19 protein-coding genes are annotated in these 23,854 nt (G+C 50.2%); 16 read left to right on the top strand and 3 right to left on the bottom strand.

The window, feature by feature from the left end; genetic code table 11:
• Nucleotides 1-126 precede the first annotated feature (126 nt).
• On the top strand, nt 127-1,365 hold the full coding sequence (locus IEV97_RS00840) for an aminotransferase class I/II-fold pyridoxal phosphate-dependent enzyme (RefSeq protein ID WP_188499620.1): 1,239 nt from the start codon (nt 127-129) through the stop codon (nt 1,363-1,365).
• Nucleotides 1,366-1,471: 106 nt separating this feature from the next.
• Nucleotides 1,472-1,663, top strand: coding sequence for a BF3379 family histone-like protein (locus IEV97_RS00835; RefSeq protein WP_116543523.1), 192 nt, complete (start codon nt 1,472-1,474; stop codon nt 1,661-1,663).
• A 77-nt stretch (nt 1,664-1,740) separates the two neighbouring features.
• On the opposite strand, the gene tyrS is transcribed toward IEV97_RS00835, so the two are convergent.
• Entirely contained in the window at nt 1,741-3,045 is a 1,305-nt protein-coding gene (gene tyrS, locus IEV97_RS00830; RefSeq protein WP_188499619.1) for a tyrosine--tRNA ligase, read from the bottom strand.
• Nucleotides 3,046-3,451: 406 nt separating this feature from the next.
• On the opposite strand from tyrS, the gene holA reads away from it, so the two are divergent.
• The 9 genes from holA to trmB all read left to right on the top strand — a co-directional run bounded on the left by holA (nt 3,452) and on the right by trmB (nt 14,623).
• On the top strand, nt 3,452-4,501 hold the full coding sequence (holA, locus tag IEV97_RS00825) for a DNA polymerase III subunit delta (RefSeq protein ID WP_188499618.1): 1,050 nt from the start codon (nt 3,452-3,454) through the stop codon (nt 4,499-4,501).
• A 230-nt stretch (nt 4,502-4,731) separates the two neighbouring features.
• Nucleotides 4,732-7,782 carry a tetratricopeptide repeat protein gene (locus IEV97_RS00820; protein ID WP_188499617.1) on the top strand — a complete coding sequence of 1,017 codons (3,051 nt, stop codon included), beginning with the start codon at nt 4,732-4,734 and terminating at the stop codon, nt 7,780-7,782.
• A gap of 24 nt (nt 7,783-7,806) precedes the next feature.
• A complete protein-coding gene (locus IEV97_RS00815) occupies nt 7,807-9,498 on the top strand; it encodes a TonB-dependent receptor (RefSeq protein ID WP_229733730.1) in 1,692 nt (563 codons plus the stop codon).
• A 6-nt stretch (nt 9,499-9,504) separates the two neighbouring features.
• Entirely contained in the window at nt 9,505-10,626 is a 1,122-nt protein-coding gene (locus IEV97_RS00810; RefSeq protein ID WP_229733729.1) for an HU domain-containing protein, read from the top strand.
• Between the two features lie 52 nt (nt 10,627-10,678).
• A complete protein-coding gene (locus tag IEV97_RS00805; protein WP_188500360.1) occupies nt 10,679-11,332 on the top strand; it encodes a MotA/TolQ/ExbB proton channel family protein in 654 nt (217 codons plus the stop codon).
• Between the two features lie 2 nt (nt 11,333-11,334).
• The gene (locus IEV97_RS00800; RefSeq protein ID WP_188499614.1) at nt 11,335-11,730 is read left to right on the top strand and encodes an ExbD/TolR family protein; all 396 of its coding nucleotides are present in this window, start codon (nt 11,335-11,337) and stop codon (nt 11,728-11,730) included.
• A gap of 11 nt (nt 11,731-11,741) precedes the next feature.
• Nucleotides 11,742-12,659, top strand: coding sequence for a hypothetical protein (locus IEV97_RS00795; protein WP_188499613.1), 918 nt, complete (start codon nt 11,742-11,744; stop codon nt 12,657-12,659).
• Nucleotides 12,660-12,673: 14 nt separating this feature from the next.
• Nucleotides 12,674-13,966: a bifunctional folylpolyglutamate synthase/dihydrofolate synthase gene (locus IEV97_RS00790; protein WP_229733728.1), complete on the top strand. Its 1,293-nt coding sequence runs from the start codon at nt 12,674-12,676 to the stop codon at nt 13,964-13,966.
• Between the two features lie 3 nt (nt 13,967-13,969).
• The gene (gene trmB, locus IEV97_RS00785; RefSeq protein WP_188499612.1) at nt 13,970-14,623 is read left to right on the top strand and encodes a tRNA (guanosine(46)-N7)-methyltransferase TrmB; all 654 of its coding nucleotides are present in this window, start codon (nt 13,970-13,972) and stop codon (nt 14,621-14,623) included.
• Between the two features lie 482 nt (nt 14,624-15,105).
• On the opposite strand, the gene trpF is transcribed toward trmB, so the two are convergent.
• Nucleotides 15,106-15,729, bottom strand: a complete 624-nt coding sequence (gene trpF, locus IEV97_RS00780; protein WP_188499611.1) for a phosphoribosylanthranilate isomerase — start codon at nt 15,727-15,729, stop codon at nt 15,106-15,108.
• Nucleotides 15,730-15,956: 227 nt separating this feature from the next.
• Here trpF and mnmA point away from each other — a divergent pair, with 227 nt between their 5' ends.
• Genes mnmA through IEV97_RS00755 form a run of 5 tightly spaced genes read left to right on the top strand, consistent with a single transcriptional unit; the run spans nt 15,957 to nt 22,624 of the window.
• A complete protein-coding gene (gene mnmA, locus IEV97_RS00775; protein ID WP_188499610.1) occupies nt 15,957-17,084 on the top strand; it encodes a tRNA 2-thiouridine(34) synthase MnmA in 1,128 nt (375 codons plus the stop codon).
• Nucleotides 17,084-17,815, top strand: coding sequence for a hypothetical protein (locus tag IEV97_RS00770; RefSeq protein ID WP_188499609.1), 732 nt, complete (start codon nt 17,084-17,086; stop codon nt 17,813-17,815). Before mnmA ends, IEV97_RS00770 begins: the two co-directional genes overlap by 1 nt.
• 5 nt (nt 17,816-17,820) lie before the next feature.
• Complete coding sequence (locus tag IEV97_RS00765; protein ID WP_188499608.1) at nt 17,821-19,461, top strand: S8 family serine peptidase; 1,641 nt, start codon at nt 17,821-17,823, stop codon at nt 19,459-19,461.
• A gap of 57 nt (nt 19,462-19,518) precedes the next feature.
• Nucleotides 19,519-20,172, top strand: a complete 654-nt coding sequence (gene rpe / locus IEV97_RS00760) for a ribulose-phosphate 3-epimerase (RefSeq protein WP_188499607.1) — start codon at nt 19,519-19,521, stop codon at nt 20,170-20,172.
• 22 nt (nt 20,173-20,194) lie between these two features.
• Nucleotides 20,195-22,624, top strand: coding sequence for a TonB-dependent receptor (locus tag IEV97_RS00755; protein ID WP_188499606.1), 2,430 nt, complete (start codon nt 20,195-20,197; stop codon nt 22,622-22,624).
• Nucleotides 22,625-22,689: 65 nt separating this feature from the next.
• Here the strand turns inward: IEV97_RS00755 and IEV97_RS00750 are convergent, their stop codons facing one another.
• Nucleotides 22,690-23,556 (bottom strand): DUF2911 domain-containing protein, encoded by an 867-nt coding sequence (locus IEV97_RS00750; protein ID WP_188499605.1) that lies wholly within the window; start codon nt 23,554-23,556, stop codon nt 22,690-22,692.
• Nucleotides 23,557-23,854 lie beyond the last annotated feature (298 nt).

Here is a 23,854-nt window from a genome sequence, read left to right as displayed (position 1 = left end):
CGTATTAGAAATTGTTTATGAATCTATAAAATCATAAATTTGCAGGCAGTATAATAAGAACTGAATATATAGTATAACCTACTACATAAAATCCTTAAATTATCCCGTAACTTAATTAAACACAAGGTGGATTTATTTGAAAAGTTGTTGACCAACAGAGGTCCGTTAGGCAGCCACTCACATTATGCGCATGGCTATTTCACGTTTCCAAAGCTTGAAGGGGAAATTGCCCCGCGTATGAAGTTCAGGGGCAAAGAGGTGCTTACCTGGAGCCTTAACAACTACCTGGGCCTGGCAAACCACCCGGAAGTGCGCAAAGCTGATGCCGAAGCCGCTGCGGCCTGGGGTATGGCCACGCCAATGGGTGCCCGCATCATGTCTGGCAACACCAATTATCATGAGCAACTGGAGTCGGAACTGGCGGATTTCGTGCAGAAGCCGGACGCCCTTTTGCTGAACTTCGGTTACCAGGGTGTTGTGTCTATCATCGACGCGCTGGTTGACCGCCACGATGTGATTGTATACGATGCCGAGTCGCATGCCTGTATCATTGACGGTGTTCGTTTGCACCAGGGCAAGCGCTTTGTGTATTCGCACAACGACATGGCCAGCCTGGAGAAGCAGCTGGAGCGTGCCACGCGCTGGGCTGAAAACACGGGTGGTGCCATTCTGGTGATCACCGAGGGTGTGTTCGGTATGTCCGGTAACCTGGGCAAGCTGGACGAAGTCGTGAAGCTGAAGGAAAAATTCAACTTCCGCCTGTTTGTGGATGATGCGCACGGCTTCGGTACCATGGGTAAGACCGGTGCCGGCACGGGTGAGCATTTAGGCTGCCAGGACGGTATCGACGTTTACTTCTCTACTTTCGCCAAATCCATGGCCAGCATCGGTGCTTTTGTTGCTTCCAATGAGCAAGTGGTAGAGTACCTGCGTTACAACATGCGCTCTCAGATCTTTGCCAAGTCGCTGCCAATGCCACTGACGATCGGTGCCATCAAGCGTTTGGAGCTGTTGCGTACCCAGCCGGAACTGAAGGATAAGCTATGGGAGGTCGTGCACGCCCTGCAGTCAGGTCTTCGCGAAAAAGGCTTCAATATCGGTACCACGGAGTCACCGGTTACGCCAGTGTTCCTGAACGGCCAGATTCCGGATGCAACCCAGCTGACACTCGATCTGCGTGAGAACTACAACATCTTCTGCTCCATCGTGGTTTATCCGGTTGTGCCAAAAGACGTGATCATGCTTCGCCTGATCCCTACGGCTGTGCATACCCTGGACGATGTGAAAGAGACGATCGACGCTTTTGAAAAGATTGCACAAAAACTAGATAAAGGCCTATACTCTAAGTCAGCAGTATCTGTTTAATTTGCTCTGGAGGCCTATATTAAAGTTTGCTAATCTTTGCATGTTATCATTTAATGTGTATATTGGAGCAGTAAAAACAAATGTTTCACTATAATTAACACCTCAAATGAACAACAACTTTAGCAAACTCAAGGACCTTGTAATGTCGTTGGAAGCTGACTTCGAAAAATTCTATGACAAGAACAATGCAGCTGCCGGTACGCGAGTACGCAAAGGCATGCAGGACCTGAAAAACATGGCACAGGACATCCGTAAGGAAGTTCAGGACATGAAAAACAGCACTCCAGAGAAGAAATAAGCTTCTTAAAGCACCAAAAAACAAGAAAGGTGATCTGCAAAGATCACCTTTCTTGTTTATAAATAGCTGTTTATCAATTAGTTAACGGAAACCAGGAAATAGTTTTTCTTCCCTTTCTGCACCACCAGGTATTTTTCCTGCAGCAACTCGTAATTCACAGGTTCTTCCGTTCCCTGGATCTTCTGGCGGTTGATACTCACGCCCCCGTTCTTGATCATGCGCTTGGCCTCGCCCTTCGATTCGAAAATATGGCCCCCTGTCACGTCTGAAAGCAGATCGCTTACTGTGGCCGCTCCTTCGTAGTTATTTCTGCTTACCTCTATCTGCGGCACGCCTTCGAATACAGACAGCAAAACATCCTCTTTTAGGCCTTTTAAGGTCTCTAAATCACCTTTTCCAAATAAAATTTCAGAGGCATCGACAGCTGATTTGTAATCTTCTTCGGAATGCACGCGAATTGTAACATCTTTAGCCAGGGCTTTTTGCAATACACGCAAATGAGGCGCCTGTTTGTGCTCTTCGGTTAAGCGCTCAATCTCGTCCTGAGGCAATAGTGTGTATACCTTGATCAGCTTTTCAGCCTCTTCATCCGACAGGTTCAGCCAGAACTGGTAAAACTTGTAAGGGGAGGTATAAGCCGGGTCGAGCCATACGTTGCCACCCTCGGACTTGCCGAATTTGGTGCCATCCGCTTTGGTCACCAGTTTGCCTACCAGGGCGAAGGCTTTGCCGTCGTCCATACGACGGATCAATTCGGTTCCTGTCGTGATATTTCCCCACTGGTCCGAGGCGCCCATCTGCAGGCGCACGTTCTTGTTCTTGTACAGATGGTAAAAATCGTACCCCTGTATGAGCTGGTAAGAGAACTCCGTAAAGGAGAGGCCCTCGGCACGGTTGCCTTCTTCGTCGGCGCTGATGCGTTTTTTCACCGAGTCTTTGGCCATCATGTAGTTTACGGTCAGGTGCTTGCCCACCTCACGCAGGAAGCCCAGGAAGCTGAACTCTTTAAACCAGTCGTAGTTGTTCACGATCTCGGCAGCATTCTCACCGCAATTGAAGTCCAGGAATTTCTCCAACTGCTTGCGTATACCTGCCTGGTTGGCTTGCAGGGTCGCTTCGTCGAGCAGGTTACGCTCGGCCGACTTGCCGGATGGGTCACCGATCATGCCGGTGGCACCGCCTACCAGCGCGATCGGCTTATGGCCGGCACGCTGCAGGTGCACGAGCAGCATGATGGTGGCCAGGTTACCAATATGCAATGAGGATGCGGTCGGGTCGAATCCGATATAACCAGTGGTCATACCGGAAGCCAGTTGTTCTTCTGTACCGGGCATGAAATCGTGGAGCATGCCTCTCCATCTTAATTCTTCTATCAGATTCATGTAAGCCTAAAAAATCGTCAGTTTGGAGCAAATATAGGAAAGAGTTGGCAGATTCGCGGTCTGTAATTCCCTCACAACCGAGTCATACCGCAAACAGCTTTCAGGTATAGGGGTTGCCATATCCAGCAAGAGCTATACCTGTAGCAGTATACGGAAAGTACTTTTGCTTATAAGAATAAGCTTTTTACTTACATGTAGTTAAAGGCCCTGGCTATACCTAAAGATTGAAGCTTCATACAGGAGACCACAGTGTTATCTATCTTGAATATGCATTAGGCAGGGGGAGAGGAACATATCGGAGGTTTATTCCTTTTTTGGTACTTCTGCCTTTCATTTGCAGCGCAGATAGCTGTATATTTGGTGTCTGTATACCTGATCCGTCACTACCTTATACCTGACCCACACCATGTCGCACACCCCGGAGGGCATCCTGGAGCAATTGAAGAAAAGGCAGTTCGCCCCTGTATATTTCCTGCAAGGCGAGGAGCCCTTTTACATTGACCAGATCGCTGACTTTATAGAGGCTAACGCGCTGCAGGAGCACGAAAAAGGCTTCAATCAGGTGGTGGTATATGGCAAGGATGTGGATGTGGCCACGGTGCTGTTGCAGGCCAAGCGCTTCCCGATGATGTCCGAACGGCAGGTTGTGATTGTGAAAGAGGCGCAAAGTATTGTAGACCTGGAGCGGGAAGAAGGAATCAGACAGCTGGAGGCCTATCTGCAAAATCCACTGCCTTCTACCATACTGGTGTTCTGCCATAAGCACAAAACCCTGGATGGACGAAAGTCGCTGGGCAAAGTAGTGCAGAAACATGCCGTGCTGCTGACCACCAAGAAGCTCTACGATAACCAGGTGCCTGCCTGGATTACCGGATACGTGAAAAGCAAAGGCCTGCAAATCAGTCCCAAAGCGGTGCTGCTGCTCAGCGAGTTTATCGGCGCCGACCTGTCACGGCAGGCCAATGAAATAGACAAACTGCTGATCAACCTGCAGCCCGGGCAGATGATAGACGAGCGGGTGGTGCAGGAGAACGTAGGCATCAGCAAGGAGTATAACATTTTCGAGCTGCAGTCGGCACTCATCGCCCAGGATGCGCTCAAGGCCAACCGGATCGTGCAGTATTTTGAGGCGAATCCTAAAAATAACCCCCTTATACCTAACCTGAGTCTGCTCTTTACGTTTTTCACCAAGCTTTTGACCCTGCACCAGTCCGCAGATAAGTCAGAGTCCGGGGTGCGGAAGAGCCTGGGCAACCGTGGCTTCCTGGTAAAGGAGTACATGCTGGCGCTGCGGGTTTTTCCGCTCATGCGCGTGGTGGACATCATTCACCATATCCGGGTGGCCGACCTGCAGGTGAAGGGCATTACTGGCGGCGATATGAGCGAATCAGAAATTTTAAAGGAACTGGTTTTCAAGATATTGCATCCGGTTCCGAGAATTTTGGCCTCCCATTAAGCACAATTTCCTGCGATCAGCACAATATTTGCTGCTGCTGCGGCATTGTATAGAGGTGTGAGGTGTTTTCCGGTGCTTATTAGCCGGATGTTTAACGCTTGTGGTTCGTGCGGTTATCGATTTTTAATTAACTTTGAGTTTGCCTGTCGGGCATGGCGCCTTCGGGCGCCTATACCTGTTTTCTAAGAATAAGCCATAAGAATAGCTCGTAATCGGGCAGTAAGATACATATGAAGATAGCCTATAAAGTAGCGCTGGCATCGGTTTTGGCTGGGGGAAGCCACATGGCGGTGGCCCAGCACACCCAGGTGTTCACCACAAAAGACAAGCACTACCATGAAGGCGTGGAGTTGTTTGACCGCGCCAAGTACGGAGCAGCTCAGGAGGCCTTCCGCAAGTACATCAACCTGATCGGAGACGATGCCAAGACCGCAGACGCGCAATATTACTATGCGCTGAGTGGCCTATATCTGCTGCACCCCGACGCTGAGCAGCTGATCCTGAACTTCACCCGCAAGTTCCCGACCCACCCGAAGACCACCCTGGCTAACTACGAACTGGGCCTTTTCTATTTCGAGAACAAGGACTACAAAAAGGCGGTGGAGAAGCTGGAGAGCGCCCCGACGCATCTTCTGAGTATCAAGCAGAACAAAGAGCTCGAGTTTAAGCTGGGTTATTCTTACTTCGCCAACAAGGATTTCAAAAACGCCAAGATCTGGTTCGACAAAAACAAGACGACCGGCTTCAGAGAAGACGAACACCGTTTTGCGTATGCATCCAACTACTACGCTGGCTATATTTCCTATCGCGAAGGCGATTATGACGCCGCAAAAGCTGACCTGCTGATCGCCGAAAAGAACGAGTCCTATGCGCAGATCGTCCCTTATATGATCACGGAGATCCTTTATAAGGAGCAGGATATTTTTGAAGTGATCAAATACGGTGAGGCGGCATTGGCCAAAACCCCGAAAGTACAGCAGGCAGAAGAAATCGCGCTTTTGGTAGGGGACGCTTATTACCAGCGTGCCGAGTACAAAAAAGCAGAGGAGTATTTTAGCCAGTATGCCCAGGGGAAGCGCAAGCTGGACCCGGTGATCCAATACAAGATAGCCTACACTGACTACAAGAACGGCAACTATAAAAACGCCATTGCCAATTTTAAGGAAGTGGCCAGCAAAAAGGACGCACTCGGGCAGAATGCAGCCTACTATCTGGGTCTGAGTTACCTGCGCGAGGACAATAAGCAATATGCCCTTACCGCCTTTGACCAGGCCCGAAAGAATAACCAGGACACCACCATCACACAGGCGGCTATTGTAAAATTTGCGCAGGTAAGCTACGAGCTGGGTAATTTCCGTGACGTATTCAACTCCCTGCAGAATTTTAACGAGGAGTTCCCCAAATCGGAGCATGCCGCAGACGTGGATGCCCTGCTGACAGAGGCGTACTTTAACTCTAACAACTACTCAGAGGCTATCCGTCACATAGAGAGTATTCCAAACAAGAGCTACCGTATGCTGGAAACCTACCAGCGTATGACGCACCTGTACGGCGTGAACCTTTACAACGAAGGCAAATTCCCGACGGCAGTTACCATGCTGGATAAATCGCTGCAATATCCTTATGACAAGGAGATCACAGCGGCCAGCCACTTTGTGAAAGGGGAGGCCTACTCGATGGGACAGCGCTTTGTAGATGCCATCAACAGCTACGCAGCCGTATTCCGTAACAGCGAAGCCCGCAAGTCGGAGTATTACATGAAGTCGCGCTACGGCATAGCCTATGCTTATTACAACAGCAAGGAGTATGACAAAGCGATGCCTCACTTCAAAGCCTACGTGGACGGCACCAGCACCAGCGATCCGAACCACTTTGATGCCATGATGCGTTTGGCTGACCTGCACTATGTGAAGAAGCAGTATGCGCCTGCTTTGTCGCTCTACGACAAAGTACTGGCCTCTAACTCCAACGACAAAGACTATGTATACTTCCAGAAAGGTATTGTACTAAGTCTGATGGGGAACAAAGAAGCAGCCAAGCAAAACCTGCAGACCGTTTACAGCCAGTACCAGAAGTCGCGCTACGTGGAGCCGGCCATGTACCAGCGTGCCATCATCGACTTTGAGTCTGGCAACTACCAATCAGCTGTTTCTGGTTTCACGGCATTGATACAGGGAAGGCCGCAAAGCCGCCTGTTACCGAATGCCCTCGAGAAAAGAGGTATAGCCTATGCCAACCTGGGCCGTAATGCGGAGGCCGCCGCTGACTACAAGCGCGTGATCGACGAATTCCCGAACTCCCGCTCTGCCAGTGGTTCTCTTTACAGTCTGCAGGAAGTGCTGGCCACCCAGAACCAAAGCGCTGAATTTGATACCTATGCAGATAAATTCAGAACGGCAAACCCAGAGAGTAATGCCCTTGAAAGCATTGAATTTGAAGCATCTAAAACGCTTTACTTCAACGAAAAATATGATCAGGCGGTCACCAAACTCGAGAACTACCTGAAGGCCTATCCGAACAATCCCTATGTGAGCGAAGCCAACTACTTCCTGGCGGATTCTTACATCCGGGTGAACCAGCCGGACAAGGGCTTGCCACTCATGAAAGCGGTTGTGGAGGAGAATAAGAGTGAGTACGTGAACCGTGCGATTCAGAAAGTAGCGGACGCTGAGTTTGAGAACAAGAACTACGCAGAGGCGATCAAGTATTACAGCCGTCTGCGCGACACGGCCACAAACCGCCGTGAGCAGCAAACTGCCCTGACCGGTCTGATGAAGAGCCACTTCCTCTCGAACGACTATGCCGCGTCGAAGCGCATTGCCAACGAGTTGATCAGCCAGGGTAATTCCGCGCTTTATGTCTTCAACACAGCACAGCTCTACAAAGGCAAGGCGACCTATGCCGAAGGCAATCTGGACCAGGCCGTGAAAGAGCTGCGTGAAGCAGCGGCGTCCGCAACAGATGAAAATGGAGCGGAAGCACATTACCTGGTGGCGGAGATCCTTTTCAAGCAGAAAAAATATGCAGAGTCGATCGATGTAGCCTTTGACTTCAACACGAAGTTCTCCAGCTATGATTTCTGGCTGGGCAAGTCTTTCCTGATCATCGCCGACAACTATGTGGCGCAGAACGAAACCTTCCAGGCCACTTCAACCCTCAACTCCGTTATTGAGCACTCACCGGTGCCGGAGATCGTGGCAGAGGCGAAACAGAAGCTGGCCAAATTGGGTGGCGCACCCAGCACAGCCCCGGCTGACTCAGTAAAGGGAAGAAAGCGATAATGCATCATGAAGAGAAATAGCAACATGAAGAATAGATTGAAAAAAGCTTCCATAGCAGCGATTGTGCTGTGTGCCGGGTTTAGCTTTCTGAACAGCGCCCAGGCGCAGACAACAGGTTGGGGCGAAGGGGCTAAGCTACAGGACTCTGAAGTAGTGGTGGAGAAGGATCGCAAGATCGAACTGCCAAGAGCTTCGCGTAACTACCAGAAATTTGCCGTGGTAACCCCTGAGCCGGGCGAGCGCAATGTGCGCTACCGTTTCAACGACTACCGCCTCGAAGGCCAGGATGTGGATCTGCAGATGCGTGTGCTCACCATTAAGCAGGACGAACTGACCAAGCTGTACGGTAACTATGTAAAGGCAGGTATAGGCAACTACGGTACGCTATACCTGAAAGGCTACTTCCATAATAAGCGCAGCAATACGGCTTCTTACGGAGCCGATGTCAGCCATATCACCTCAGCCAGAGGACCGGTAGACGGTAAGAATTCCGCTGTTACCAACTCGGCGATCAACCTGAATGGCGAGTCGTATATGCAGGGCCTTACCCTGGGTGGCAAACTGGGCTATGGTCGTGACAAGTACCATTTCTATGGATATAGCCCTGTACAGGAAACAACTGTAGACCGTGATACCATCAGCCAGGTATTCAACCGCGTGCATGCCGAAGGGTATATGCACAACCATGGTGCCGGTATGCCACTTCTGTTCAAAGCAGGATTGAACGTGAACTACCTGAACGACCACTATGACATGCGGGAGACGAACATCGCTGCCAAACTGAACACCGAGTATGGTCTGGATGATGTGTCGGCTTTCAAAGTGGACGCTGACCTCTCCTTGGTATCGCACAAAGACTCTGCCTCGGTTAGCCGTACTTTGTTCAAAGTGCATCCGCAGTACGAGCGACAGCTGAATGCCATCCGGCTTGCAATCGGTGCCAACATTGCCTATACAGGCGACACTGTGAACGACGCCCGCAAATTCAATGTATACCCAACGGTACGTGTAGGAGTAGAGCCTATTAAAGGTAACTTGTTGATTTACGCAGGTATGGGTGGCGACCTTCAAAGAGTTACTTTATATCAGCTGACGCAGGAAAACCCCTACCTGGCCCCTAATGTAAGAGTGGCTGATCAGAACAAAGGATTGGAGGTGTACGGCGGTATGCAGGCCAACATTGCCAACTTTGTACACCTGACAGGTCGTGTGGCCTACCAGAACTTCCGCAACATGTACTTCTACAACAACTCGGCGAGCGATTCTACCAAGTTTGACCTGTTGTATGACGACGGCGTGACAAATGTTTTGAATATTTATGGAGAGGCTACTTTCAATTATTCAGACGAACTGCGCATTGGATTAAAGGCTGATTATAACAAGTATAGCACAGCCACCTTAGAGCAGGCATTTCACCGTCCGGAGCTGATGGCGAGCGTTTTTGCCACCTACAACTTCTATGATAAGATTCTCTTTAATTCAGAACTTTACTATATTGGGAGTTCTTTCGGGCGCATTCACCGTCCTGACGGCACATTCGGGCTGCGGGAAACAGATACGATCGTTGACCTGAACCTGAAGGCCGACTACAGATTCTCCAACAGATTCACGACTTTCCTGATGGTGAATAATTTGTTTGCGCAGAAATACGAAAGGTTTGTAAATTACCCCAACAAAAGTATCAACCTGATAGGAGGAGTCTCTTATTCATTCTAAGTGCCTATGGTAGAAAAGCACATCAAGCACCTGCTCTATAATCACGACTGCGTGATCATACCTGATTTTGGCGGGTTGATTACGCGCTATGTGCCTGCCCGGATCAACCCGGTGAAGCATACGCTGGTGCCGCCGTCCAAAAAGATTGCTTTCAACGAAAAGCTTGTCCTGAACGATGGACTGCTCATCAGCACCATCGCTTATGCCAACAACAGCTCAAAAGAAGAGGCCAGGCAGCTGGTCATCTCTTTTGTGCATGAGGTACGCACCCGCTTGGAAAGTGAGCAGCGATTTGAGCTCACCGACATCGGCGTGTTCAAATACAACCACGAGCAGAAGCTGGTATTTGAATACACGGAAGGCGACAATCTGCTGGAGGCAAGCTTCGGCCTGCCCGAGATCGTCGCCAGACCGATCCGCCATGAGGAGCCGGCTGTGCTGCGCACCCTCATTAAGGAGCGCCAAGCGGCAGAGCCGGCACCAGCCAGAAAACCTTTCAAAGCCCGACTGAAGCGCGCCTACCACGTGGCTGCCGGTCTCGCCCTGACAGGTTTGGTAGGAACGGCCCTGTACATGCTTTCCCTTCAAACGGATTATAACCTGAGCAGCCTTTATCCGACGTCGCTTGTAAATGACGAGGAGCGGGCAGACGAAAAGACTTCCTCTGTTTCTATACCTGTTCAACACGAAGCTACCTTAGGACAGCCAGTCCCTACTGATGTATTAGACGCATCGGGAGCAGGTATGATGGATGGGGCAGATGCCTGGGGCGACGCTTCCAGTAATACTTCCGGACAGGAGGCTCAATATGCTGCAGATGAATTCGTTTATGAGAAGGCTGAGGCAGTTGAAGAAGTGGCAGCACCGGCACCCGTAACGACCACGGTGAGCGATAAAGATGGCCGTTTTTATATTATTACGGGCGGTTATGCCCGCATGCTGAACGCTGAGTTCAGCCGTCAGGAGATAGCGGAGAACGGCCACGAGGCTAAAGTCTTGGAGCCTGGTAAAGGCAGCCGTCTTTTTAAAGTATCTGTAGCTGACTTTGCTTCGGCAGAGGAGGCGCAGGCTGCCATGAACACTTACAGAAAATCATTCGGAGAAAATATTTGGGTTTATAATAATTAACATGACATCTCTCTTCTTACAAATTACAACGACTCCTGCTGACACGACTTCTATGTTGATGGATGGAGCTGAAACAGCGGAAAACTCAGTTTCGTTGATGGACCTGGCGATGGCGGGTGGTTGGGCCATGATCCCGCTGCTGCTTTTGTCGCTGGCTGCCGTTTACATTTTCTTCGAGCGCTACCTGACCCTAATGAAGGCTGCTAAAAACCCGGATGGTTTCAGCGACCGCATCAAGAGCATGGTATTGGCTGGTGACATTAACGGGGCCCGCATGCTGTGCGCTCAGACGAACACACCGGTAGCCAGAATGTTGGGCAAAGGTATAAGCCGCATCGGCAACCCACTCAAAAACATTGAAACCTCTATCGAGAACGTAGGCAAGATCGAAATCAGTAAATTGGAGCGTAACCTGGCTTCGCTGGCAACCATCGCAGGTGCAGCACCCATGCTCGGTTTCCTTGGAACGGTAACTGGTATGATCCAGGCCTTCATCGCCATTGCACAGGCGGAAGGTACCATCAGCCCGCAGCTGCTATCGGCTGGTATTTACCAGGCGATGGTAACAACGGCTACCGGTCTGATTATCGGACTTCCTGCCTATGTAGGGTACAACTACCTAGTGTCCAAAATCGACAACATTGTGCACGGCATGGAGTACTCTTCGATTGAGTTTATTGATCTTTTACAAGAACCACAACTTTAAGCATGAATTTACGCTCTAAAAATAAGATCAACCCAGAGTTTAATATGTCGTCGATGACCGACATCATATTTCTGTTGCTCATATTTTTCATGCTTACCTCAAACTTCGTGGCGCCTACCGGCCTTCCAGTTAGTTTGCCTACAAGTAAGTCATCTACCATAGTAATCCAGAAAATAAGCGTTACCATTACGCCCGACTTAAAGTATTACTTAAACGGAAAAGAAATCAGTCTTTCGGATCTAGAACCACAATTGGCAGCACTTTTGCAGAATGCAGATGAAGGTGTGGTTGTGTTGCATGTCGATAAGAGTGTTCCGGTGGAGTACCTGGTAAACGTGGCAAGTGTGGCAGCAGGTCTGAATGCGAAAGTAACGCTGGCCACAACGCCGACAGAATAATAAGTACTGAGATGGAGATAGCATTAAATAAGGAAGAAGAAAAAAACAGGAAAATTGCGGCAGGTATTAGTATTGCCCTGCACGTGATTATCCTGTTGCTTTTGTTCTACCTGCTGGCTTGGAGTGGGGCACCGGGTAAACCGGACAAGGAGATGGGTATTGAACTGGACTTCGGCATGGATGCCGTGGGCAGCGGTAGTGTACAGTCGAAGGCTACTCCGAACGAGTCAAAGAACGTGCAGGACAGCAAGCCAGCTCCAACGCAGCCGGAACCGTTGCCTGATCCAAAGCCTGTTGCAGCAGCTACACCAACACCTCCAACTCCGGTTGAAACCCCGAAGGTTGTCACCACAACTGCAGATGCGCCCGTGGTGGTGAAAGAGGAGGCAAAGCCTCAGCCGAAGCCACAACCCAAAGAGGAAGTGAAGAAGCCGGTGGAGAAGCCCAAGGAGGAGGTGAAAAAGCCAGAGCCTGAAAAACCCCGTGCGCTATACCCTGGCAAACCGACCGAAAGCACGGGTACCGGCAAGAGTGGGACGTCAAACGAAGCAACCGGTAACAACAACGGTGATGACGCCAACAAAGTAGGTGATAAAGGTGACCCAAGAGGCATCATGGGTGCCAAGAACTACGAAGGCACACCTGGCGGCGGTGGCGGTGGCGATGGTCTGGACATGGCCGGCTGGCGCTACGATATTTCTCCGAAACGTGACCCTTACGAAAACGAAACCGGTTTTGTGAAGTTCCGCATCCGCATCGACGCCGACGGCAACCTGATTGGCATCGACCGACTGGAGAGCACAGTGTCTCCGCACGTAGAGAAATGGTACCGTGAACAGCTTCAGAAGACAACCTTTAGCCGCACGGGTGGAGGCAGAAGTACAACAGGAGCCACCGGTACCGTTACCTTTGTGATCCGATCACGCTAATTTCTATTGATTTCATGACTTATCAAGAATGTCTTGATTACCTATACCAGCAATTGCCGATGTTTCAACGCATCGGCAATATTGCTTTTAAGAAGAGCCTCGACAACATCATAGCCCTTTGCGATGCGTTTGGACTGCCCCAGCATAAGTTTAAGACAGTGCATGTGGCAGGCACCAACGGCAAAGGCAGCAGCTCGCACATGCTGGCTGCCGTGCTTCAGAGTGCCGGATACAAGACGGGTCTCTATACTTCACCACATCTCAAGTCCTTTACCGAAAGGGTGCGTGTAAACGGTGCTGAGCTGCCCCAGGATTACCTGATTCGGTTTGTGGAGCAGCACAAGGAGCTGTTTGAGCAGGTGAAACCATCCTTTTTCGAGATGACCGTGGCCCTTGCTTTTCAGTATTTTGCGGACGAGCAGGTAGACGTTGCCGTGATCGAAGTAGGCCTGGGTGGGCGGCTGGACTCAACCAACATCATCTCACCGGAGCTTTCGCTTATCACGAACATCGGTTTTGACCACCAGGCGCTGCTGGGCGATACGCTGCCCGAAATAGCAGGGGAGAAGGCCGGCATTATCAAGCCCCACACGCCTGCCGTGATCAGCACCAAGCAAGCTGACATCGTGCAGGTGTTCGAGCATAAGGCCGCTGCTGAACAGTCGCCGCTCTATTTTGCCACCGATAGCATTCTCGTGCAAGTGCGGGAGCAACAGCTGGAGGGACAGGTTTACGATGTATACCTGAATGGCAGCTTGTGGCTAGCTTCACTCCAGTCTGATCTGGCAGGGGTATACCAGCAGTATAACCTGCCCGGCGTGCTCAAATCGCTGTTGCTGCTTCGTGAGCGGGGCTTTATTATTTCGGATGAAGCAATTCGCCAAGGTATAGCTAACGCTAAAACCATTACCGGCCTGAAAGGGCGTTGGCAGGTGTTAGGATTTAATCCTTTAACTGTTTGTGATACAGGTCACAATGTGGATGGCATTAAACAAATACTTGCTCAGCTGCACTCGCTGAAACCGAAGCAGGTACACATGGTGTTTGGGGCCGTGAATGACAAAGATGTGACCACGATCCTGCAGCTTCTGCCGAAGGCCTATACCTATTATTTCTGCCAGGCACAGATACCCCGCGCGTTACCAGTGGGGGAGCTCCAGGGAAAAGCCAGGCAAGTAGGATTGCAAGGAGAAGCATATGCCACGGTGAGCGCAGCCATTGCCGCGGCCAGGGGAAATGCGAAACCGGATGAGGTAATTTTTATCGGAGGTAGTACCTTTGTGGTCGCAGAGATTGACGAACTATAAGAAATGGGAAGAAGTAAATTAGCGAAATTTGCCGCCATAGCGGAGCGTGAGAATGTAATTGAGCGGGAAGGAGAACTCTATGGTCAGCTGAAAGGCAAGTGGCGGGACGAGTTTTTCGAGAATGATAATCCCCTGATCCTCGAGATTGGCTGCGGTCGTGGGGAGTATACCGTGGGGATGGCTCGTCTGTATCCTGACAAAAACTTTCTGGGACTGGATATCAAGGGAGCACGGATCTGGAAAGGCAGTTCGCTGGCGGAAGAGGAAGATCTGCACAATGTAGCTTTCCTGCGCACTTTTATTGAGAACCTGGAAGATAACTTTGCAGAGGGCGAGGTGGATGAAATCTGGGTGACCTTCCCCGACCCGCGACCGAAAGACCGCGATATCAAGCGCCGCCTCACCTCACCGCGTTTCCTCGATCTGTATGCAAGGGTTTTAAAGCCGGGCGGGATCCTGCACTTGAAGACCGACAACCAGATGCTTTTCGAGTATACCCTGGAAGTGTTGCAGGAGCGTAATCCAAAGGACCTGCTTTATACCGACAATTTATACCAGTCCGACCTGCAAGAGCATACCATGGGCATCTACACCACATACGAGAAACGCTACCTGGCCGACGGAATCACCATCAAATACCTGCAGTTCAAGGTATAGCCTTCAGGTATAATTGCTTACATTTCAAAACAAGACGGTCCGCCATACCCAGGTATAGCGGACCGTCTTTATTATTTCGGTATGGATATTTGTTAGAAGTACAAGGTTTACAAGGTATAGCTAGTTTCAGAAGAAAAAATTACCGAGCCAGGTGCACGATTCGGACAGGTCGCGACCTGTCCCTACAGGTAATAATGCTTTATAAACGGCTTTCTATAAGGCTCTACGGTATTTATCAATCCCGAAGGAAACTGTCGTGTATTTCCTAATCCCTGTGTATAGGTTCTATAGGTATAGGGGACAAAGCTGTACCTCGCAGAAACACTTCCAGACTCGGAAGTCCGGAAGAGCCGGCGTTAAATCATTGCACAGAACGGTATTACAGCATAGCGCCACTAGACGGAAACGATGTTAAAGTGTAAAGTCGCTATATCACAACTCTTAAACTTTCTAACTCTCAAACTCCTAAACTTCCAAACTCCCTAGTTTTCTTCTATTTCCTCGAAGATTTCCTGCAGTTCATCAAAGTCCTTTAGGCCAGGTTTGATTTCGTGACCACCTCGCAGGCCGATGCCGGCAGGTTTGATCTCTTTCAGGACAGTGTTGATATTGTGGCGGTGAACCCCGAAGCCCAGGTATATATGGAAGCGCTTGGCCAGGTTCTTCAGGAATTTGATGTTAGTGTCGTCGATGTTATCAAAATCCGATGAATAGATCAGGAAACTGTCAACAGACGGGCTGTAAAGCTCCATCATTTCTAGTAGCTCGCTTTCTACCGTATCCTTATTGATAAACACCTTCTGGATAACCGGACGGTTGATCTCTTCGATTTCATCGATCAGGTAAGGGGTGTCCAGCTGGATGTAATCGAGGCCGAAGTCATCGGCGTATTGATTGATGATATCGGGCTTGGCACGCTCGAACTCGCCGGCCAGTTTCACGCCAGATACCCAGCCCACAATTTCCTTCAACGTGTCGGAAGTCATGCGCTCCTTATCATCCAGTTTCAGGTTAAAGCTGATCACATCAACGCCCATGCCGGCGCAATAACGAGCATCACTCAGATTGTTTATACCATTTACTATTACAGAGGTCCGTAAGCCCATAGCAGTCTATCTTTTTAGAACCGTTTCGGTTCTGTTCATCTTATTTTATTCCAAAGTAAGTCCCAAATCGGGTATGATGCCATATTTTTCAATGATTTTTTTAACGCACCATCTCTTTCCAAATTGTTGTCGCTACAATATTTGCCCGGCTGAATCTTTATTAGTGCCCCGATGTTACTATCTTTGTAGTAAAATTATAGCATTTCGAATTACAATTCTGAAGATAAATGAGTAAGTTAGGAAGGGTATTGGTAGCCATGAGCGGCGGCATTGACAGCTCCGTGGCGGCTGTGATGTTGCATGAGCAAGGTTATGAAGTGGTGGGAATGACCATGAAGACGTGGGACTACGCATCGAGCGGCGCCAGTAAGAAGGAAACCGGTTGCTGCAGCCTTGACTCGATCAACGACGCCCGCAACATAGCAGTGCAGCTTGGCTTCCCGCACTATATCATAGACATACGCGAAGAATTCGGTGATTTTGTGATCAACCACTTCACGGACGAATACATAGCCGGTCGCACGCCAAACCCATGCGTGCTGTGCAATACACACATCAAATGGGATGCCTTGCTGCGTCGTGCCGACCAGTTGGGCTGCGATTTTATCGCCACCGGTCACTATGCCAACATCCGCGAGGAAAACGGACGTTATGTGATCTCCAAAGGGCTGGACGAGAGCAAGGACCAGTCATATGCGCTGTGGGGTATCTCTCAGAAGAGCCTTGCCCGCACTATTTTCCCGTTGGGAGGGCTGCGCAAAACTGAGATTCGTCAGATGGCCATGGACCGTGGTTTTACCGAACTGGTGAACAAGCCGGAGTCTTACGAGATCTGTTTTATACCTGACAACGACTACCGTAGCTTCCTGAAGCGTCGGGTAGAAGGTTTGGAAGAACTCGTGGCCGGGGGAGAGTTCGTGCTGGAAGATGGCACTGTGGTGGGCAAGCACGAAGGTTATCCGTTCTATACCATCGGGCAGCGCAAGGGCCTGGGTATAGCGCTTGGTTTCCCGGCCTATGTGACCCGTATCGAAAAAGACGCTAACCGCGTGGTGCTGGGCAACTACGAAGACCTGGCCAAGAACGCCATGACCGTGGGCAAGCTCAACATGGTGAAGTACGAAAACCTGATCGGCCAGCCTATACCTACCATTACGAAAGTAAGGTATAACGACCCAGGTACAGAGGCCATTATCGAGCAGGAAGGCGACAAAATGAAAGTGCACTTTTTGAGAGGGGTGCATGCGATCGCTCCTGGTCAGGCTGCCGTATTTTACGAAGGCAACGACGTGATCGGTGGCGGCTGGATCGAGACGAACTTTAACTCAGACTATAACCTGAACGTGTTGCAATAATGAGAAGAGCCCTTCTGCTTCTGGTTGTGCTGTCCGCTTTTGTGGCTGGCTGTGAAAGTAAATACAAGGACCCCGACCCGCAAGCGATGGGCTACGACTATTATCCGCTGGAGATAGGGCAGTACCGGGTGTATAATGTGGAAGAAACGCTTTATTTCGGTGAAATACCTTCCCGACTTAATTACCAGTTGCGTGAACGGGTAGACACGAGCTTTATCGACCAGACAGGTCAACTGGTTTATAAAGTTATTCGATCTAAACGACCAAATGCTACTGCTGCCTGGTTGGATGATTCGGTGATGACAGTGGCCAAGAGCCCGACTATGGTCATGCTGACCAAGGACAATACTAAATACGTTAAGCTTGTTTTTCCCGTTAAAGAGAGAAATGAATGGGTCGGCGATTTGTATAACACAAACTATGCATCTCCAGAGCGAGATGGCAAGGTGCGAGATAAAAAGGATGTTTATCAATACGAGGATGTTGGTACTCCTTATCAGTTGGATGGACAGGGTTTTAATAATACTGTCAGAGTAGTTCAAAGTAATGAGGCTGATTTGAAACGAGTTGATGAGCGTTTCGAAGTTTATGCTGAAGGCATAGGACTTGTACATAGACTTTTTAGTAGAATCACTAGTGATTGCAACCAAACTATCTGTGACGAGAGCTCTTATAAAATCACAAGCGGCCACGAACGTGAGGAAATCTTAATCGAACACGGTAAACTATAAGACTTATGCGATCTCTGACCCTGTTTGTCTGTCTCCTTTTGCTGGCCCTTTTTGCCAAGGCGCAGGGGAGTGGCGGCGCAGAGCAGAAGCACCTGATCTACTTCACTGACAAGAACAATTCCCCTTATTCGGTAGCACAACCAGCGCTATACCTTTCTGCCAAGGCCATCGAACGCCGCAGCAAGCAGGGTATAGCGCTTTCTGTTCGTGACTTGCCGGTTAATTCCTCCTATGTGAGCGGCCTAAAAGCAACTGGGGCGAAGGTGCTCTATACCTCCCGCTGGTTCAATGCGGCGGTCGTGCAGTGCTCGCCTGAGAAGCTGGCCGAACTACAAACATTAGCTTTCATTAAAGGGACCCAGCAACTCAACCGCCTACCAACTTCTGCATCTGGCAAAAAAGGAACCCAATCAAACGACAGCTTAAAGCTTGAAAAGGCTTCTTTCGATGCTTCTTATTTTGGCCCGTCCTTTCACCAATCTAACATGCTAGGTATACCGGAGCTGCACGCGGCTGGCTACCAAGGCGAAGGTATGACGATTGCTGTGTTCGACGCCGGCTTTCCGGGCGTGAACAGCATTAGCGCTTTCTCGCACCTTTTCCAGAATGGGCAGTTAAAGGGAACCTATGATTTTGTCGGCAACAAGAAAGACGTTTACGGGCACAGTCAGCATGGCACTTCAGTGCTGTCCACGATGGCTGCTTATGAACCCGGCCGCATTGTGGGTACTTCCCCCAAAGCCGACTATTATCTTTTCCGGACAGAAGATGCCGCCACAGAGCATAACATTGAGGAAGTGAATTGGCTGCTGGCCGCAGAGTTTGCCGATAGTGCCGGAGTGGACGTGATCAATTCTTCGCTCGGCTATACCTTGTTCGATGCGCCATCTTACAGCTATACTTACAGCGAGCTTAACGGTAATACGACCATCATTACCCGCGCAGCCGATCTGGCTGCTGCCACCGGTATGCTAGTGGTGACGAGCGCCGGCAACGAGGGCAACAAAGCCTGGCGCTATATTTCCGCACCCGCCGATGCCGATTCTGTACTCACGGTAGGAGCTGTTGACTCACTTTCAGTTCATGCACTCTTCAGTTCAGTAGGACCTACCGCCGACCAAAGGCTGAAGCCGGACGTGGTGGCGATGGGTCAGCAGGTATACGTACTGTCCTCCTCCGGAAATTTAGGTCGTTCCAGTGGTACCTCTTTCTCGGGACCAATCATGGCAGGTATGGTTGCCTGTATCTGGCAGGCCCGTCCGAAGCTCACCAACATGGAATTGCTGGAGCTGATGCGCCAATTGGGCAGTAACTATAACAACCCCAACAACACCATCGGTTACGGTATTCCGACTTATGCCCGACTTGTAACAGGTCTGGCGGATGAACTGGCGGATGGTATCAGCATCACCAATCCGGTATTAGAGGAGCCTATTGTGCTGCGGATGGACGAAACCTGGCAGCAGGAAAACGCCCTGGCGCGGCTCTATGATGCGTCTGGCAAACTGGTACATACCCAGATGCTGTTTGCAAACCAAGCGGTTCACACGCTCAGCATCAGACCTTCCCGTCTTAAAAAAGGCATCTACCTTTGCCAGGTGAGCTCCAACAGCAGAAACGTCACACTGCGCTTTGTCAGGCTCTGATGCCCCTGTGTATGTTTTTCACACGAAGGATTCTATCTTAATTTCTATATTTGTTACATGAAACCAATTATTGCTCCCTCTGTACTAGCTTCTGATTTTGCCAACCTGCAGTCCGAAGTAGAAATGCTGAACGAAAGCCAGGCCGACTGGCTGCACATCGACATTATGGACGGCCGTTTTGTGCCCAACATTTCATTTGGATTTCCGGTGTTGCAGGCCATTCAGCGCCATGCCAAAAAGCCTCTGGATGTGCATCTGATGATCGTGGAGCCGGAGCTTTACATTGAGCAGTTCAGAGAGGCGGGAGCCGAGATCATTTCGGTGCACCTGGAGGCCTGCAACCACCTGCATCGTACCATTCAGCAGATTAAAGCAACAGGAGCCAAAGCAGGTATAGCCCTGAACCCCCACACTTCCGTACAACTGCTCGACGATGTGATCGCGGACGTGGACCTGGTATGTCTGATGTCGGTGAACCCGGGATTTGGCGGTCAGAAATTTATAGAGAACACCTACCGCAAGATCGAAGCCTTGAAAAACCTGATCATTGCCCGCAATTCCAAAGCGCTTATTGAGATTGACGGCGGCGTGAATCAGCAGAATGCACCTTTGCTATTGGAGAAAGGGGCAGATGCCTTGGTAGCCGGCAGCTTCGTGTTTAATTCAGCAGATCCGCTGCAGACCATCGCCAATCTGAAAAATCAGGCATAATTTTAAAAACCTAAGCACCCCTATGCTCCGATATCTTGCGGTATGGCTCTTAATGCTGCTGCCAGCAGGTGTCTATGCACAGCAGGGGATCATAAAGGGTACGGTTCTGGACCAAAACCGCCAGCCACTCGAGATGGCCACGGTAGGGGTGCAGGGCCGTACCCTTGGCGTTCAAACCGATGGCCAGGGCAGGTATAGCCTGAAAGTGCCTGCTGCTGAAGATCTCGTCCTGGCGGTGCGTTTCCTGGGGTATAAGCAGCAGGAGCGAAGCGTTCGCCTCGAAGCGGGGCAGGAGTTTGTACTCGACTTTGTATTGGAAGCCGACCCGCAGCAGTTGCGGCAGGTGGATGTGCGGGGCAAACGCGAAGACGATACCCGTGAGCAGGTCAGCGTCACCAAGCTGGATCCGACACTCACGAAAACCCTTCCTTCCGCTTTCGGGGATTTCAACATGATACTGGCCACATTGCCCGGCGTGACCAGCAACAACGAACTTTCCTCTACCTATTCGGTGCGGGGTGGCAACTTCGACGAAAACCTGGTTTATGTCAACGGCATCGAGATCTACCGTCCTTTTCTGATCTCGGCGGCCCAGCAGGAAGGACTTAGCTTCATAAACCCCGACCTGGTGGCCAATGTGGAGTTTTCTTCCGGGGGCTGGCAACCCAAGTACGGCGACAAGCTGTCCTCGGTGCTAAACATCGAGTACAAACGTCCCACATCCTTTGCCGGCTCCGTGACCGGTAGCCTCACCGGCGGCGCCATTCACCTGGAGGAAGCCTCCAGGAACAAACGCATCTCATACCTGATAGGCCTGCGCCACAAGAATAGCAGGTATATGCTGCAGGGGCTGCAGGTGGACGGGGAGTACCGCCCCACTTTTACGGACGGACAGGTATACCTGAGTTTCGACCTGGGCAAAGAGCCGGAACGCACGACGCTGGGATTGCTCGGTAGCTATGCCCGCAACAATTTTCGGGTGGAGCCTGAAGACCGCACCACCACTTTCGGTACCCGGCAGGCACCCCTTCGGTTGCTTGTGGCTTACGAGGGACAGGAGAACATGGAGTACGATACCTACCAGGTGGGAGCCAATCTCAAGCATCAGGTGTCGGAGGAGTTATTGACAGAATTCATCATCTCAGGCGTACACTCACTGGAGCGTGAGTTTCGGGATATAGAGGCCTTGTACCGACTCTGTGACGTGAATACGCTTGGTCGCAACGACAAGGGCGAGTGCCTCCGTGACAGGGGCATCGGAAGTCAGTTTGACCATGCGCGTAATGCGTTGAAAGCGCTGGTACTGGCCGCTGAGAGCCGCAACACCTGGCGCCTGAGTGCCCGCAGTACTGTGCTGGCTGGAGCCAAGGCCAGCCTGGAGCGCATCAACGACCGCCTGGCGGAGTACGGCTTCGTGGATTCTTCGGATTACGTGACCATGGCCTATCAGCTTGATTCGGAATTGAATCTACATACCCAGCGCTATAACGGCTATGTGCAGCATACCTACGAACTGGATTCACTTAGGACAATCACCTATGGCATCCGGGCCAGCTACTGGAACTATAACAATGAACTGACCATTACGCCTCGAATTCAATATTCCTTTATCACCCGCTACAACCCTGACCTTTCGTTTAAAGCAGCTGTAGGACTTTACTACCAGCCTCCCTTTTACCGGGAATTGCGCAATTTCCAGGGTGAGCTGAACCCGGACCTGAAAGCGCAGCGTTCTTTGCATGCCGTAATCGGAAGCGATTATCTGTTCAAGGCCTGGGACCGTGACTTTAAGCTGACGACTGAGGCCTATTACAAGCACATGACCAACGTCGTGCCCTATGATCTGGACAACGTACGATTGCGCTATTACGGCCAGAACAATGCAAAAGCTTATGCAGCCGGTTTTGATGTCCGGGTAAACGGAGAATTCATAAAGGGAGCGGAGTCCTGGCTAAGCTTAGGGATGATGCAGACGCGAGAGAACGTGCAGGGCGACTCGAGCCTGGTGTACAACAGTTCAGGCGAAATAACCGGAAGCAAGGATCGTGGTTATCTGCGTCGGCCAACGGATCAGCTGGTTAATATTGGCGTCTTCTTCCAGGACCACCTGCCGGATAACCCAACCATCCGCATGTACCTGAACGCAGTGTATGGCAGTGGACTGCCCTTCGGTCCGCCTAATCGTCCGGATTTCCGCAATGCCTTTTCTGGGAAGTCCTACAAACGAGTGGACATCGGATTCTCGAAGCTGATTGCCTTGGGAGATGACCTGACAGAGCGAAAAAAAGTATCGTTGGAAAGCCTTTGGATCGGCCTGGAGGTACTCAATATCATCGACGCGCAGAATCGTATTTCCTACAGCTACGTTACGGATGTAAACAACCTGACCTATGCTATACCTAATTTTCTGACAGGCCGACGGGTGAACCTTCGCTTCATCGCCCGTTTTTAACCAAAAAACAAAGCGAGGCTTCGATAGTCACCGAAGCCCCGCTTTGATTCTCGTTTACAGCGCTGTTACCTGCGCTTTTTCCACTCGTTATACGCCGATTCGATTTCCCGCGCATACGTCTGGTAGCTTTCCGGCTCTTTTGGACCCAACTGCATGGCCTTTGCGCTCAGGTTAGCGGCTACCTGGTATTCTCTGTTCAGCGCATACAATCTTGCTTTTACCCAGTTGTTGAAAAAAGTCTCTTTAATGGCGATCGACTTGTTGATATATTCCAAGGCCTTTTCGTGCTGGTCTTTGCGGGAGGTCAGGTAATCGGCAGCCTGTGCCCAGGTATACCAGTCGTCGGGAGCAGCTTCTTTTAGTGCTTTGTTGATGTTGGCCAGCGCCTTCTTCTCAATTTCTGTTTCAATGCGGATCGTCACTTTTGAGTTCTCCCAGGTCAGGTTTAGCGTGCCGGTGTTGGTGCTGATATCACTGAAGGCGAACTGCAATGTTTCCTGGAAAGGAATCTTTGTTGGAGTCACCCGCAGGTAGGCCACGTCATTTAGCTCACTGTAGCCTTCCAAACCCCAGAGTGTCGTGTCTTTATTCAACACAATGTTCCATTCCGTCTCGTTTTCAGGCAGAATAAAGAAGGAGTAAGTACCAGCCGGAACACGTTCGTGGTTCAGGAAAAGATCATCTTCGAAGGTAATCAAAGTAGCCTCGTTGGCACCAGCCCGCCAGAGCTTTCCGTAAGGCACCAGCGATCCAAAGATCTGACGCCCCTTAACACCAGGTGCATGGTAGCGCACCGTTATCTCAGTCAGTCCGATGGTTTGTTTCACCATAGCGGCAGGGCTGGCCTGCGGCAGTTTGATCTGGGCGGCCGCTTGCTGACTAAGTGCGAAGCAAAAAACAAGGGCCAGTAAACTGAGCAAATACTTCTTCATGATCTATATACGTGTGTGGTGCCTTCGGTAGTATGTGCTGATACCGAAAAAACTATGCCAAAGCTAGAAAAAATATATATCAAATTTTTGATACAAAGTTAGCTAAAAATAGCACTGATTTTCAAAGGTTAATTCGCTATAACATCGCATAAACCATGCTAAGGGTCTAATAATTGGATAGCAAGCATGCTAACAATAGGTGAAAGGTATATAAACTTTAATATAATATATAAATAAACTAAAAAATTATTTGAAGAGTATAACCTTTTAACTGTATTTTTGTATAAAGCTATTAATT

This window comes from Pontibacter amylolyticus (assembly GCF_014638845.1).
GTDB lineage: Bacteria > Bacteroidota > Bacteroidia > Cytophagales > Hymenobacteraceae > Pontibacter > Pontibacter amylolyticus.
This window is presented reverse-complemented; position numbering and strand designations above follow the sequence as displayed.